Here is a 13,608-nt window from a genome sequence, read left to right as displayed (position 1 = left end):
TGAGTGCGTTATCCCTATCGCGGGGCAAGCCCGCTCCTACAGGGTGGGAGCGGGTTTGCCCCGCGAAGAGGGCGAAACGCATCAGATCTTGACGTTCTGGCGCACGTTCCAGCCGTACTTGACCGGGCCGCCGTCTTTGGTGCCGTCAGCTTTCTGCGGCTGGTAATCGACCGTGACTTTGCCGAAGTTCAGGGTGACGTTTTCGGTCAGGCGGTCATCGCCGCCCGAGCCACCGGTGCTCAGCGAGCTGATCAGCACTTCTTCGAGGTTGATGATCAGGTACTCGACCTGGCTCTCGCCACCGGCCTTGCGCACGGTCAGCTTGACCTTGTCGATGTGCTTGCCGCTGGAGCAGTGCATCATCAGGTTGGGGCTGGATTTGTCGACGTACTTGGTCAGCGACAGGTCCTGGATGTTGACCTTGCCGGCACCGCCGCCACCACCCATGTGCATGTTGCCGGACTGGGCCATGCCCCAGCTCCAGTTCAGCACATCGATTTCGTCCTTGTGGGCCTTGTCCATGGACTCGCCCTTGATGTCGCCAATCTTGATGAAAATATCAACTGCCATGTTGTCTCCAGAGTGTGGCATCTACCACATTATTTTTTCAGTGCACGCCCCGCAGCACGGGGCGTTCTAGCGAGCCTGGGCTCAGGCGCCCTTGGCCGACGGCAACTTCGATACCAGGCGCAGCGACACGGTCAGCCCTTCGAGCTGGTAGTGCGGGCGCAGGTAGAAACGCGAGTTGTAGTAACCCGGGTTGCCTTCGACTTCTTCGACCACCACTTCGGCAGCTGCCAGTGGGTGCTGGGCCTTGGTGGTTTCGGTGGAGTGGGCCGGATCGCCATCGACGTAGTTGAGGATCCAGTCCTGCAGCCAGCGCTGCATCTCGTCCTTCTCTTTGAACGAGCCGATCTTGTCGCGCACGATGCACTTCAGGTAGTGAGCGAAGCGGCAGGTGGCGAACAGGTACGGCAGGCGCGCGGCCAGGTTGGCGTTGGCGGTGGCGTCCGGGTCGTCGTACTCGGCAGGTTTTTGCAGCGACTGGGCGCCAATGAAGGCGGCGAAGTCGGTGTTCTTCTTGTGCAACAGCGGCATGAAACCGTTCTTCGCCAGTTCCGCTTCACGGCGGTCGGAGATGGCGATTTCAGTCGGGCACTTCATGTCCACGCCACCGTCATCGGTAGGGAAGGTGTGCGCCGGCAGGTTCTGCACTTCGCCACCGGACTCGACGCCGCGAATCCGCGAGCACCAGCCGTAGTACTTGAACGAGCGGTTGATGTTCACCGCCATCGCGTAGGCGGCGTTGGCCCAGGTGTACTTGGCGCTGTCGGCGCCATCGGTGTCTTCTTCGAAAGCGAAGGCTTCTACCGGGTCGGTCTTGGCGCCATACGGCAGGCGCGCCAGGAAGCGCGGCATGGTCAGGCCGATGTAGCGCGAGTCTTCCGATTCACGCAGCGAGCGCCAGCCGGCGTACTCGGGGGTGGTGAAGATTTTGGTCAGGTCGCGCGGGTTCGACAGCTCCTGCCACGAGCCCATGCCCATCACGGTCGGCGAGGCCGCAGCGATGAACGGCGAGTGCATGGCGGCACACACCTTGGACAGCTCGCCGAGCAGCTCGACGTCCGGTGGCGACTGGTTGAAGTAGTAGTCGCCGACCAGGCAACCATACGGCTCGCCGCCGAACTGGCCGTACTCTTCTTCGTACATCTTCTTGAACAGCGGGCTCTGGTCCCAGGCTGTGCCCTTGAATTTCTTCAGGGTCTTGTGCAGGTCGGGCTTGGAGATGTTGAGCACGCGGATTTTCAGCTGCTCGTCGCTCTCGGTGTTGTTGACCAGGTAGTGCAGGCCACGCCAGGCGCTTTCCAGCTTCTGGAACTCGGGGTGGTGGATCACCTGGTTGACCTGGGCGGTGAGCTTGGCGTCGATGGCGGCAATGATCGATTCGATCGACTTGATCGCGTCATTGGACACCAGGTCGGTTTGCGCCAGGGCCTGTTCGGCCAGGGTGCGCACCGCAGTTTCGACGGCCTCGCGGGCGCGCTCGGTCTTGGGTTTGAATTCTTGCAGCAGCAGCGAAGCGAACTCGCTGGCTTGCTCGGTGGCCGCTGGCTGGGCCTGGGTATCACGCATCGGATCGGTCATGAGGCTTTGTCCTGATTAAGCGTTCGGCTCGGCATCCTGGGGCTTTGGCGCGCTGGCCAAGGCCTGGAGCAGGGCCGGATCCTTGATGGCTTTCATGATGATTTCTTCGGCGCCGGTCTTGCCGTCCATGTAGGTCAGCAGGTTGGCCAGCTGGGTCCGCGCTTCGAGCAGCTGGTTCAGCGAATCGACCTTGCGCGCCACGGCGGCAGGGCTGAAGTCGTCCATGCTCTCGAAGGTGATATCCAGGCTCAGGTTGCCTTCGCCGGTCAGCTCGTTGGGTACGTGGAACGCCACCCGTGGCTGCATGGCCTTGAGGCGCGAGTCGAAGTTGTCGACGTCGATTTCCAGGAACTTGCGCTCGGCGACCGGGGCCAGCGGCTCGGCAGGCTTGCCCGCGAGGTCGGCCATGACGCCCATGACGAAAGGCAGCTGGACCTTCTTTTCGGCGCCGTAGAGCTCGACGTCATACTCGATCTGCACCCGCGGCGCGCGATTGCGCGCAATGAATTTCTGAGAACTGGGGTTCGCCACGTTGTTCCTCCTGGTCGCAGGTGCGACGGTATTGGCGTCATCGATCGTTGCCGGTAACGGTGTTGCGTATGTGCGTTAGGTCAGGCCCGCAGGCCTCAGTCAGCTTCGGGTCCGCGCAGGGTTTCGAACTGCGACAGCCCATCGGGGATCAAGTCGCGGACGATCGCGGCAAAATCGGCGTTGACCAGATTTTTCGCGCGGTTGAGCAGCACCGGCAGCGGGCTCGAGGGCTCGTGGCGGGCGTAGTACTTGAGAATTCGGTCAAGGCTGCGCAGCACTTCGTCGCGGCTGGCGATATCGGCCGAAGCGCGGGCGATGGCGGGCGCGGGGGCGGCCTCGGCAACCGGCGTCGAGCTGTTGGCAGCGCTGCTGATTTCGCTGGCGTCGTTGGCGGCCTGCTCGCTGGCCGGCGCATGTTCGGCAAGAATCTGTGCGGCCTGGCGCAGTGGCTGCTTGAGCGCGCTCAGATCAACTCCGCTGGCCGATCCGACCTGCTCGTTGACGTATTGCTCGATTGCCTCGGCGGCCTCGCGGGCTTGCTGTAGCGCCTCGCGGGTGGCCTGCAGTTGCTCGCCATCGCTGTCGCGCAGGGCGCCGCCGAGTTCGTCGGCGTTGAGCGTCTCGCTGGCAAAGTGCTGCAAACCGCTGGCGTGCAGGGCTGCGCGCAGGCTGACCGGGCCGAAGGCGCGGGAGCGGGTCAGCAGGCTTTCGCGCAGCAGGGCGATGTTGGTCTCGCAGACCAGACCGGCGAGGGCGTTGATACGCACTGTCGGGTCGTTGTCGTCATCGGCGTCGAGCTGCGGATGGACCTGCGGCCAGTACTGGCGCAACAGCTCGTTGATCAGTTGCAGAGTGTTGGCCAGGCCGGCAATGCCGTGCAGGGCGAGGGCACTTTGCAAGAGGAAATGAGTGACGCGAAGGTCTTTGCTGCGTTGCAGCAGGGCGGTGCAGGACTGTTCGATCTGCCGCCACTGCGGAGCTTCGGCAGGCTGGATGGCATCGCCCATGACACGCTCGGGCCGGCCTTGGGCATCACGCTCCAATTGCAGGAAGTCCGGGTCGTATTCAAGGTCGTCGCCGCAAGGAAAGTTTTCCGAAACGGCAGCGAGCAAATGCGCTGAGTTCACCAGATATCGATCTCCGTATCGTCCCGTGGTGGGGGTGGCTAATGTGTGCTAGTTGGTTTTGTGACATAGCGCACATAATTTGCTGAGTTGTCCTTAGTTGATATCAAAGTGATATCACGCCTGTTCAGCAAGTTGCGCATTTTTGGTTTATTTCCAATTGGCTGTCAAGGTAAGCTAGCGGCCCATCGTGACCTGCATACTGGGCCGTACAGGTTTATTGACTTGTTGGTCAGGGTAGCGGTGGATGTCATTTGAAACTGATAAACATCAGCGAAAAGTGAACGAAATTCGGACATTCAGTAGACTTTTTCAGGGATTGGAAGCGAATCGTGGCAAGTGTGGCAGGCCTCCAGCGGGCCCACAGGCGATTCGGGATGTTGCTAAGGAGGCGTGATGTCGCTGAGTCTTACTATTACCAGTTATCACAAGATTACCCCTGGCCAATGTCCTGAAAAGTTCATCGAGTCAGGTGCCATCAGTATTGGTCGCGGCCCCGATAATGATTGGGTGCTGCCCGATCCGGAGCGTCTGGTTTCTTCGCAACATTGTGTAATTCAATATAAAGACGGCCGTTATTACCTGACCGATAACAGCACTAATGGTGTCGAATTAATTCACGCCGGTATTCGCTTGCGTCGCGGTAACAGTGAGCCGTTGATGGATGGCGAAGTCATCCGTATCGGCGAGTACGAAATCCAGGCACGGATCGATTCAAGCTTCAAGATTGCCGATGGCAACCCGTACGGTGCTGACGCCGCCAACAGCTTCGAGGCGCTGATGGCCAACCAGGCCGGTGCCGCTGCGACCCCCCAAAATGCTGTTGCGCCAGCGTTGATCCAGGGCGCGTCGAGCAATGCCACCTTGCCGGACCTGTTCGATTTTCTTGCACCGGCGAGCATTGCGCCGGTGACCCGCGCCGATCACGTGCCTGCCCAGCAGCATGATTTTCGCCCGCCAACGCCCGTAGCGTCGACGCCTGAGCCGGTACCGGCAAGCCCTGGAGTGATTCCCGAAGACTGGGACCCGTTCGCCGAACCGGTGCCGGCGGCGCCCGCGCCTGTCGTTGTAGCTGTCGAACCAGCCATGCCCGCACCCATGCCCGCGCCTGTCGAGGCCTCGGCGCAGGCTGGCGACTCCAGTGTGCTGGCCCAGGCGTTCCTGCGCGGTGCGGGCCTTGAACATCTGCGTATCGACAGCGCCCAGGTCGAGGCGCAGATGGAAGCCCTTGGCCGCAGTTATCGCTTGATGGTCGAGGGCCTGATCGATGTGTTGCGTGCGCGCAGCAGCCTCAAGGGCGAGTTCCGCATGCAGCAGACGATGATCCGCCCGGCAGAAAACAACCCGCTCAAGTTCGCGCCCAATGCCGATGAAGCGCTGCTGTTGCTGCTGCGCCATGGCAACCACGCGTTCATGGCGCCGGACCAGGCGGTACGCGACAGTTTCGACGACTTGCGCGCGCATCAGCTGGCAGTGATGGCCGGTGTTGAAGCGGCGATCAAGCACCTGCTCGGGCGTTTCGAGCCGGCGCAGCTGGAGGCGCGGCTCGGTGAACCGGCAGGGCTGTCGAAGCTGTTCGCAGGTTCGCGCCAGGCGCAGTACTGGCAGCAGTTCACCGAGCTGTACAGCAAGATTTCCCGGGAAGCCGAAGACGACTTCCAGGACCTGTTCGGGCGCGAATTCAGTCGCGCCTACGAGGAGCACAGCGCGCGTCTGCAGCGCTCCTGAAACAAACGGAAAGTGCCACGTCATTGAGGACGCAGGATGATTCGAACAATGCTGATGGCAGCGGTAACCACACTGCTGCTCAGTGGTTGTAGCAAGGATGAAGTCGCAGCACCGGTCCAGCCCGAGGTGGCGGGGCCTACCAGCGTCACCTTGTATTTCAGTGCCGCCGCCGGGCTCAACCCGGGCGCCAACGGCCAGGCCGCGCCTGTGCGCGTGCGCATTCTCGAACTGAAGAACAGCGCAGGTTTCAGCCGCGCCGATTATTTTGCCCTGGCCGAACGCGGCCCGGCGACCCTGGGCGCCGACCTGCTAGATCAGGACGAAGTGCTGGTGCAGCCCGGTGAGCAAGTGCGCATCGACCGGCCGTTGAACCCGCTGACGCGCCAGATCGGCCTGGTGGTCGGCTACCGCGAAATCGACCAGGCGCAATGGCGCAGCCTGCTGCCAGTGCCGCCGCTGGACTACCAGATCAGCCTCGATGTTCGCGCTGTGCGCAGCGTTGCCCATACCTCCCCAACCAGCACCGCCCAATAGGCGATCGGAGAAGCCATGTCCTGGAACAATCGTGTGGTCTGGTCGGAAGGCATGTTCCTCGGAACCCAGCACTTTCAACAACATGACCGTTATCTCGAGAACCTTATCGATGCCCGCAGCCGGCCGCTGTCGGCGGGCGCCTGGGGCTTCTCCGAGCTGCTGGTCGACCAGGGCCTGCTGGCCCAGGGCAAGCTGGCCATCGTTTCTGCCCGCGGGCTGCTGCCCGATGGCACGCCGTTCAACATCCCCCACGATGACCTGGCGCCCAGCCCGCTGAACATCGACGACAACCTGCGTGATGGCCTGGTGTACCTGGCCTTGCCGCTCAAGCGCGCCGGTGCCCGCGATACCGTGGACGAAGGCGAAGCCGCAGGTGGCGCGCGTTATGTCAGCCGGGTGGCCGAAGTGCGTGACGACAACGCGCCGTTCGAGAACCGCGCCCCGGTCGCCCTTGGCTCCCGTGCGCTGCGCTTGATCACCGCCGAAGAAGGCCTGAGCGACTATGCCGCGCTGGGCCTGGTACGTATCAAGGAAAAACGCGCTGACCGCGCCCTGGTGCTGGATGACAGCTATATCGCGCCGGTGCTGGATGTATCGGCGAGCAAAAGCCTGTCGGCATTTCGCAGCGAACTGCTGGGCCTTTTGCATCAACGCGGTGAAGCACTGGCCGGGCGGGTGGTGGCCTCCGGTGCCGGTGGTGCTTCGGAGATCGCCGACTTCATGCTCCTGCAACTGGTCAATCGCGCGCAACCGCTGGTCGAGCACCTGAGCCAGTTGAGCCCGTTGCACCCGGAGCGGCTGTACAGCGAGCTGGTCAGCCTGGCCGGTGAGTTTGCCACCTTCTGTGCCAGCAACCGCCGCCCGGGTGAGTTCCCGGTGTACCAGCATGACGACCTGGCGGCGAGCTTCGCCCCGGTCATGCAGGCGCTGCGCGAAGCCCTGTCGATGCTGATCGACAGCAAGGCCACGCCGATCCCGATTGTCGAAAAGGCCTATGGCATTCATGTCGCCATGCTTGCCGACCGCAGCCTGCTCGACAATGCCAGTTTCATTCTCGTGGTGCGTGCCGACGTACCGAGCGAAACCCTGCGCGGGCGCTTCGCCCAGCAAAGCAAGATCGGCGCGGTCGAGCACATCCGTGACCTGGTCAACCTGCAACTGCCGGGCATCGGCCTGCTGCCGCTGCCGGTGGCACCACGGCAGATCCCGTTCCATGCCGGCTCCACCTACTACGAGCTCGATCGCGGCAGCGAGCACTGGCAGCAACTGCAGAACGCCGGCGGCTTTGCCTTCTACGTCGCAGGCGAATTCCCGGGGCTGAACCTGGCCTTCTGGGCCATCCGAGGATAAGCCGCAATGCAGCCTAACGACCCGTCGGCGCCACCGGCCAACGACCGCACCCAGTTCATGCCGCGCCCCGGTGGCCGCAGCCCGCAGGCTGGTACGCCGGAGCCTGTGGCGGCGCCGTCGATGCCGGCGCAGCCGCTGCCCGCCGGCCAGGCGCTGGGCCTCAACCCACTGGAAAGCGCCGCCGGGCCGTTGCTGGCCTTGCTGACCCGCTTGCGCAGCACCATCGCCCATCCGGCCCCGGCCAGCCTGCGTGCGCAGTTGCTGGCCTATCTGCGTCAGTTCGAAGAGCGCGCCGAAGCCGCCGGCGTGGCCCGTAACGAAGTCATGCTGGCCCGTTACGCACTGTGCACTGCGCTCGATGAAGCGGTGCTCAGCACGCCGTGGGGCAGCAGCAGTGACTGGGGCAAGCAGAGCCTGCTGATCACTGTGCACAACGAAGCCTGGGGGGGCGAGAAGGTCTTCCAGCTGCTCGAGCACTGCCTGCAGAGCCCGCGCGAACGCCTGTACCTGCTGGAGTTGTTGTACCTGTGCATGTGCCTGGGCTTCGAGGGCCGTTACCGGGTTATCAACGGTGGCCGCGCCCAGCTCGAAGCCTTGCGCGAACGCACTGCTGCCGCTATCCGCAGCGCCCGGGGCGAGTTCGAGCGCGAACTGTCGCCGCACTGGCGCGGGGTCAGCGTCAGCCGAGATCGGCTGTCGCAGTTCATCCCGCCCTGGGTGGGCCTGGCCATCGCCCTGGCGTTGCTTGTGGCTCTGCTGTTTGCCCTGCGCATGATGCTCGCCGCCGACGCGGAGCCTGTGTTCAAGAACATTCATGCCCTGGGCGAAATCCCGGTGCAGGCCATCGACCGTCCGGTGACCCAGCCCAAGCCGGTGGAACGCCCACGCCTGGCGGGTTTTCTGGCCAGCGATATCAAGGCCGGGCGGGTCAGCGTCGAAGACGCCGTCGACCGTTCGGTGGTGACCATCCGTGGCGACGAATTGTTCGCCTCGGCCAGCACCAGCATCAACGACAGCCTGCAGCCACTGATGCTGCGCATTGCTGACGCCATCGGCCAGGTCAAGGGCCAGGTGCGCATCACCGGCCACAGCGACAACCGGCCGATCGCGACCTTGCGCTTCCCGTCCAACTGGGCGCTGTCCCAGGCCCGCGCCGAGCAGGTGCTGCAGATCCTGGCCGCCAAGACCGGCCAGCCCGCGCGCTTTACCGCGCAGGGCCTGAGCGACACCGAACCACTGGCAGCGAACAACACGGCCGAAGGCCGGGCAAAGAACCGCCGGGTTGAAATCACTGTATTGGCGGAGGGGGTCGAGTGAAGGCGTTTTTCGGATTTGTCATTCGCTGGGTCATTCCGCTGCTGGGCCTGATCGCCCTGAGTCTGATCATTTGGTTCGTCGGCCCGCTGTGGGACATGCTGATCCCGGCAGGGCGGCGCTGGGCGCTGATTGCCCTGCTGTTTGCAGTGTGGCTCGGCTATCGCCTGTGGCGCTTCATCGAGGCCCGCCGCCAGGCGGCAGAAGTCATGCGCAGCCTGGCTGCAGAAACAGCTCCTGACCCTGCCAGCGTGGCCACCGCCGAAGAACTGGCAACCCTGCGCCAGCGCATGGACGAGGCCCTGGCCCTGCTGAAAAAGGCGCGCCTGGGTGGCGATGAGCGGCGCAACTTGTACGAGCTGCCGTGGTACGTGATCATCGGCCCGCCGGGCTCGGGCAAGACCACGGCGCTGGTCAATTCCGGCCTGCACTTTCCGCTGGCGGCGCAGCTTGGCGCCGGGGCGATTCGCGGCGTCGGCGGCACGCGCAACTGCGACTGGTGGTTTACCGACCAGGCGGTGTTGCTCGACACCGCTGGCCGCTATACCACCCAGGACAGCCACGCCCAGGTCGACAAGGCGGCCTGGCTGGGCTTTCTCGATCTGCTGAAAAAGCAGCGCGCGCGCCGGCCGATCGATGGCGCTTTCATTGCCATCAGCCTGTCCGACCTGTTGCTGGGCAGCGACGCCGAACGTGCTGCCCATGCTGCGGCCATCCGCTCGCGTATCCAGGAGTTGTACAGCCAGCTTGGCGTGCGTTTTCCGATTTACCTGATGCTGACCAAGCTCGACCTGGTGCCGGGTTTCATGGAGTTCTTCGACACCCTGAGCAAGGAAGAGCGCGCTCAAGTGTGGGGTATGACCTTTGCCCTGGACGACGACAAGTCGGTCGAAGGGCCGCTGGCGCAGTTCCACAGCGAGTTCGCCGGCCTTGAGCAACGCCTCAACGAGCGCCTGGTCGAGCGCCTGCAGCAGGAGCGCGACCCGGCGCGGCGCGATCTGGTTTACGGCTTTGTCCAGCAGTTCGCTGCCTTGCGCTCCAACCTGCAGGGCTTTCTCGACGGCGTGTTCAAGCCCAATGCCTATGAAGAACGCGCCCTGTTGCGCGGCGTGTACTTCACCAGCGGCACCCAGGAAGGCAGCCCGATCGATCGCCTGATCGGCGCCATGGCCCAGAGCATGGGCCTGGACCGTCAGCATCTGGCACGCCAGAGCGGCACCGGGCGCAGCTACTTCATTGAAAAACTGTTCAGCGCCGTGGCGTTTGCCGAGCGCGGGCTGGTCGGGGTCAACCCGCAAGTCGAGCGCCGGCGCAAATGGTTGGCCCGTGCTGCACTCGCCGCCAGCGTTGCCCTGGTAGTGCTGGTCGGCAGCGTGTGGGCGCTGAGCTATCGCGCAAACCAGGCTTACATCGCCCAGGTCGAGCGTAAGCTCGCGCCGCTGGGGCCAGTCCTGCAAACCTTGAGCCCGGCCCAGCGCGATGTACTGGCGGTACTGCCGTTACTCAATGCCGTGCGCCATCTGGCCGAGGATCCGCCCAGTTGGGCCGAGGGGTTGGGGCTGTACCAGGGCGACATGCTCGAAGCCGAGTCGGCCAGCGTCTACCGCAAGTTGCTGATTGCCGTGTTCGCTCCGCGCCTGGTCACCCGTATCGAAGAGCAACTGCACAGCGGCGGTGGTTCGGACTTTCTCTACGAAGGCCTCAAGGCCTACCTGATGCTGGCTGACGGCGAGCATTACGACCCGGACTTCATCAAGGCCTGGGTCAGCCTCGACTGGGAGCAGAGCCTGCCTCGCGACCTGGCCCCGGAGCAGCGTGCGGCATTGGGCGAGCATCTGCAGGCGCTGTTTGAAAAGCGTCCGCCGAATGCGCGCCTGGATGCCAACCTGATCGAAGACCTGCGTCGCCAATTGCAGCAGTTGCCGGTGGCCCAGCGCGTCTATGACCGGGTCAAACGCCAGCAGTTGCCCAAGGGCGTCAGCGATTTTCGCCTGAGCGAAGCGGCTGGCCGCGACGCCGCGCTGGTGTTCAGCCGCAAGAGCGGCAAGCCTTTGGGTGAACCCTTGAGCGGGCTGTTTACCCTCGATGGCTATCGCAAGGCGTTTCTTGCCACCAGCCTGCAACACAGCAATACCCTGGCTGAAGAGCGTTGGGTGCTGGGCCGCGAGCAAGCCGATGAAGGTGATGTGACTAGCCTAGCCGCCGACGTGCGCCGTTTGTATTTCGCCGACTACATCCGCCACTGGGACGCGCTGCTGGCCGATATCGACTTTGTGCCGATCACCAGCGTGGCCCAGGCCGCCGATGTTCTGCGGGTGATTTCCGGGCCGACCTCGCCGCTGAAAAAGCTGCTGAGCGCCGTGGCCAAGGAAACTAACCTGCAACAGCAAGACCCGCTTGCCGCGGCCCAGGCCAAAGCCAGCGAGGCTGGTGTCGACCAGCTCAAGCAGCGCCTGGGTAACTTGCTGGGCCAGGATGCTCCGGCCGATAGCCGCCAGGCGCAGCAAGACCAGGACCCGGTCACCGCGCACTTTGCCGACCTCGCCAGCCTGGTCAGCAAGGGCGAGGGCGAGCCGGCCGCCATCGACGGCCTGCTCACCGACATGAACGCCTTGTACGTGCAGGTCAGTGCCATGGTCGGTGCCAGTGGCGACGCCCTGCTCGGCGAGGCCAAGAACCAGGCCACGGCCGCCGCCAACCGCGTCAGCCTCACCGCGCAGCGCCAGCCGCCGATGGTTCAGGGCCTGGTCAAGTCGGTGGTCAACTCGACCACCAACACCATGATGGGCGGCGTGCGCAATCAACTGAACGCCGCCTGGACCAGCGAAGTGGTCAACGTTTATCGCCAGTCGCTGAGCGGTCGTTATCCGCTGGCAGCGGGCAGCTCGCGGGATGCCACGCTGGACGATTTCGGCCAGTTCTTCGGCGTCGGCGGGGTGATGGACAGTTATTTTCGCAAGTACCTGCAGCCTTATGTCGATACCTCGGCCAACCCTTGGCGCTGGCAGCCGGGCGCGGCGCAGAAGCTCGGCATTGGCTCTGGCGTGTTGCACACCTTTCAGCGTTCGGCGGCGATTCGCGATGCGTTCTTCCGCTCGGGCGGCATGCAGCCGACCGTGCGCTTCGAGCTCAAGCCGGTGGCCATGGACGCCTCGGTCACCCAGTTCTTGCTCGACCTCGATGGCCAGCAGATCAGCTATGACCACGGCCCGAGCCGCCCGGTTGCGATGCAGTGGCCAAACCCCAACAGCATCGGCGTGGTGCGCCTGTCGATCATGCCGCCATCGGCCAGCGGTCGTTCCGGGCTGACCCTGGAAGGGCCGTGGGCCTGGTTCCGCTTGCTCGATCAATCCGACCTGGTGGCCGGCAACGGCCCGGATCGCTTCAGCCTGCGCCTGCGCGTCGATGGCGCCAGCGTGTCGTACGAGCTGCGCGCCAACAGCGCCTTCAACCCGTTCAAGAGCCGCGTGCTCAGCGGCTTCAGCCTGCCGGAGCGGTTGTGATGGCGGGCGTCGGCTTCTACGGCAAGCTGGCCAGCCGCGGCGACTTTGTCAGTCGCGGATTGCCGCAAAGCTTTATCCAGCCCTGGGACCAGTGGCTGGCGGCCGGGCTTGTGGCCAGCCAGCAGCAACTGGCCGAGCGCTGGTTGCCGGCCTATCTGGTCAGCCCCTTGTGGCGCTTCGCCCTGGCCCCGGGAGTATGCGGGCCCGACGCTGTAGTGGGGGTGTTGATGCCCAGCATTGACCGGGTAGGGCGCTATTTCCCTCTTATCCTGGCCCAGGTTCTGGCGCCGGATGAGTCGCTGGCGGCAGTGGTGAGTGGCCCGGATAACTGGTTCGAGCAGTGTGAAACCCAGTTACTGGCAACCCTCGAGCCGCAAGCCGCTTTTGAGGCGTTCGATGCAGCAGTGCAGGGCATTGATGCCCCTCGTAGTGCTGTTGTTTCAAGCCCGGTTGTGGGTGGGTTGCAACGCTTTGCAGCGGTGACCTCGCAGGCGCGCCAGGCAGCCTTGGCCGAAAGCGCCTGCGCCGGCATGAGCCTGTGGTGGGGGCGCGGCTCGGAGCATATCGAGGCGGGAATGCTGCGCTGTGCGGGCCTGCCGCACAGCGAGGATTTCGCCAGTTTTCTTTTGGGTAGTGAGGCGGCGCGCTAGATGACGGCTTTGCATTACACCGCAGCCAGCTACAGCCATGTCGGCCTGGTGCGCAGCATCAATGAAGACGCTTGCCTGGACCTTGCCAGCGAAGGCCTGTGGGCAGTTGCCGATGGCATGGGCGGGCATGCGGCGGGCGACTACGTCAGTTGCCTGATCGTCGATACTTTGCGCCAGTTGCCGACCACGGCGTCCCTCAATGACTTCGCCCAAGTGCTGCGCCAGCGGCTGTCGGCGGTCAACGCGGCAGTGCGCGAAGAAAGCGCCCGGCGTGGCGTGGCGATGATGGGCAGCACCCTGGTGCTGCTGGCGGTGCGCGCTGACCAGGGTATCTGCCTGTGGGCCGGGGACAGCCGCCTGTATCGCCTGCGCGACGGGCGCCTGGAAGGTATCTCGCGCGATCACAGCTACGTGCAGGAACTGCAGGACAGCGGCCTGCTCAGCGAGGCCGAAGCGCGGGTGCACCCGCGGGCCAACATCGTCACCCGGGCAATTGGCGTCGAGCCCGAGCTCGAACTTGAGGCCGTGCACCTGCAGGTCCTCCCTGGCGATACCTATCTGCTGTGCAGCGATGGTCTGAACAAGACCGCCGAAGACCATGAAATTCGCGAAGTGCTGGGCCACAGCGACCCCTACCAGGTGGTCCGCAGCCTGGTGCACCTCGGCCTGACCCGGGGCGCCCCCGATAACATTACCGCCGTCGTCATCAAGGCCGGTTGAAGACCAAGC

General features: G+C 64.1%; 11 protein-coding genes. 7 read left to right on the top strand and 4 right to left on the bottom strand.

Annotated elements, in window-relative coordinates; all coding sequences use genetic code 11:
* Positions 1-81: 81 nt before the first annotated feature.
* From LOY22_RS25215 to tssA, 4 genes are all read right to left on the bottom strand, one after another.
* A complete protein-coding gene (locus LOY22_RS25215; RefSeq protein ID WP_038998241.1) occupies positions 82-570 on the bottom strand; it encodes a type VI secretion system tube protein Hcp in 489 nt (162 codons plus the stop codon).
* An 81-nt stretch (positions 571-651) separates the two neighbouring features.
* Complete coding sequence (tssC, locus tag LOY22_RS25210) at positions 652-2,145, bottom strand: type VI secretion system contractile sheath large subunit (protein WP_258595276.1); 1,494 nt, start codon at positions 2,143-2,145, stop codon at positions 652-654.
* 15 nt (positions 2,146-2,160) lie between these two features.
* A complete protein-coding gene (tssB, locus tag LOY22_RS25205) occupies positions 2,161-2,676 on the bottom strand; it encodes a type VI secretion system contractile sheath small subunit (protein ID WP_010221277.1) in 516 nt (171 codons plus the stop codon).
* 95 nt (positions 2,677-2,771) lie between these two features.
* Positions 2,772-3,806, bottom strand: a complete 1,035-nt coding sequence (gene tssA, locus LOY22_RS25200) for a type VI secretion system protein TssA (RefSeq protein ID WP_408980952.1) — start codon at positions 3,804-3,806, stop codon at positions 2,772-2,774.
* Positions 3,807-4,196: 390 nt separating this feature from the next.
* On the opposite strand from tssA, the gene tagH reads away from it, so the two are divergent.
* Genes tagH through LOY22_RS25165 form a run of 7 tightly spaced genes read left to right on the top strand, consistent with a single transcriptional unit; the run spans position 4,197 to position 13,599 of the window.
* The gene (gene tagH / locus LOY22_RS25195) at positions 4,197-5,528 is read left to right on the top strand and encodes a type VI secretion system-associated FHA domain protein TagH (protein ID WP_258595273.1); all 1,332 of its coding nucleotides are present in this window, start codon (positions 4,197-4,199) and stop codon (positions 5,526-5,528) included.
* A 36-nt stretch (positions 5,529-5,564) separates the two neighbouring features.
* Positions 5,565-6,062, top strand: a complete 498-nt coding sequence (gene tssJ, locus LOY22_RS25190; RefSeq protein ID WP_093378507.1) for a type VI secretion system lipoprotein TssJ — start codon at positions 5,565-5,567, stop codon at positions 6,060-6,062.
* A gap of 15 nt (positions 6,063-6,077) precedes the next feature.
* Positions 6,078-7,412 (top strand): type VI secretion system baseplate subunit TssK, encoded by a 1,335-nt coding sequence (tssK, locus tag LOY22_RS25185; RefSeq protein WP_093378512.1) that lies wholly within the window; start codon positions 6,078-6,080, stop codon positions 7,410-7,412.
* Between the two features lie 6 nt (positions 7,413-7,418).
* The gene (locus tag LOY22_RS25180) at positions 7,419-8,729 is read left to right on the top strand and encodes a DotU family type VI secretion system protein (RefSeq protein ID WP_258595270.1); all 1,311 of its coding nucleotides are present in this window, start codon (positions 7,419-7,421) and stop codon (positions 8,727-8,729) included.
* On the top strand, positions 8,726-12,229 hold the full coding sequence (gene tssM / locus LOY22_RS25175; protein ID WP_258595264.1) for a type VI secretion system membrane subunit TssM: 3,504 nt from the start codon (positions 8,726-8,728) through the stop codon (positions 12,227-12,229). The genes LOY22_RS25180 and tssM overlap by 4 nt, the downstream gene beginning before the upstream one ends.
* Positions 12,229-12,879: a type VI secretion system-associated protein TagF gene (gene tagF / locus LOY22_RS25170; RefSeq protein ID WP_258595262.1), complete on the top strand. Its 651-nt coding sequence runs from the start codon at positions 12,229-12,231 to the stop codon at positions 12,877-12,879. The genes tssM and tagF overlap by 1 nt, the downstream gene beginning before the upstream one ends.
* Entirely contained in the window at positions 12,880-13,599 is a 720-nt protein-coding gene (locus LOY22_RS25165) for a PP2C family serine/threonine-protein phosphatase (protein ID WP_093378531.1), read from the top strand.
* Positions 13,600-13,608 lie beyond the last annotated feature (9 nt).

Origin of the sequence: Pseudomonas sp. B21-035 (assembly GCF_024748945.1) — a bacterium.
Taxonomy (GTDB): Bacteria; Pseudomonadota; Gammaproteobacteria; order Pseudomonadales; family Pseudomonadaceae; genus Aquipseudomonas.
This window is presented reverse-complemented; position numbering and strand designations above follow the sequence as displayed.

Excerpts from the sequence above, each read along its gene's own strand:
- LOY22_RS25215 (WP_038998241.1), bottom strand. The coding sequence starts at position 570 with ATGGCAGTTGATATTTTCATCAAGATTGGCGACATCAAGGGCGAGTCC.
- tssC (WP_258595276.1), bottom strand. The coding sequence starts at position 2,145 with ATGACCGATCCGATGCGTGATACCCAGGCCCAGCCAGCGGCCACCGAG.
- tagH (WP_258595273.1), top strand. The coding sequence starts at position 4,197 with ATGTCGCTGAGTCTTACTATTACCAGTTATCACAAGATTACCCCTGGC.
- tssJ (WP_093378507.1), top strand. The coding sequence starts at position 5,565 with ATGATTCGAACAATGCTGATGGCAGCGGTAACCACACTGCTGCTCAGT.
- tssK (WP_093378512.1), top strand. The coding sequence starts at position 6,078 with ATGTCCTGGAACAATCGTGTGGTCTGGTCGGAAGGCATGTTCCTCGGA.
- LOY22_RS25180 (WP_258595270.1), top strand. The coding sequence starts at position 7,419 with ATGCAGCCTAACGACCCGTCGGCGCCACCGGCCAACGACCGCACCCAG.
- tagF (WP_258595262.1), top strand. The coding sequence starts at position 12,229 with ATGGCGGGCGTCGGCTTCTACGGCAAGCTGGCCAGCCGCGGCGACTTT.
- LOY22_RS25165 (WP_093378531.1), top strand. The coding sequence starts at position 12,880 with ATGACGGCTTTGCATTACACCGCAGCCAGCTACAGCCATGTCGGCCTG.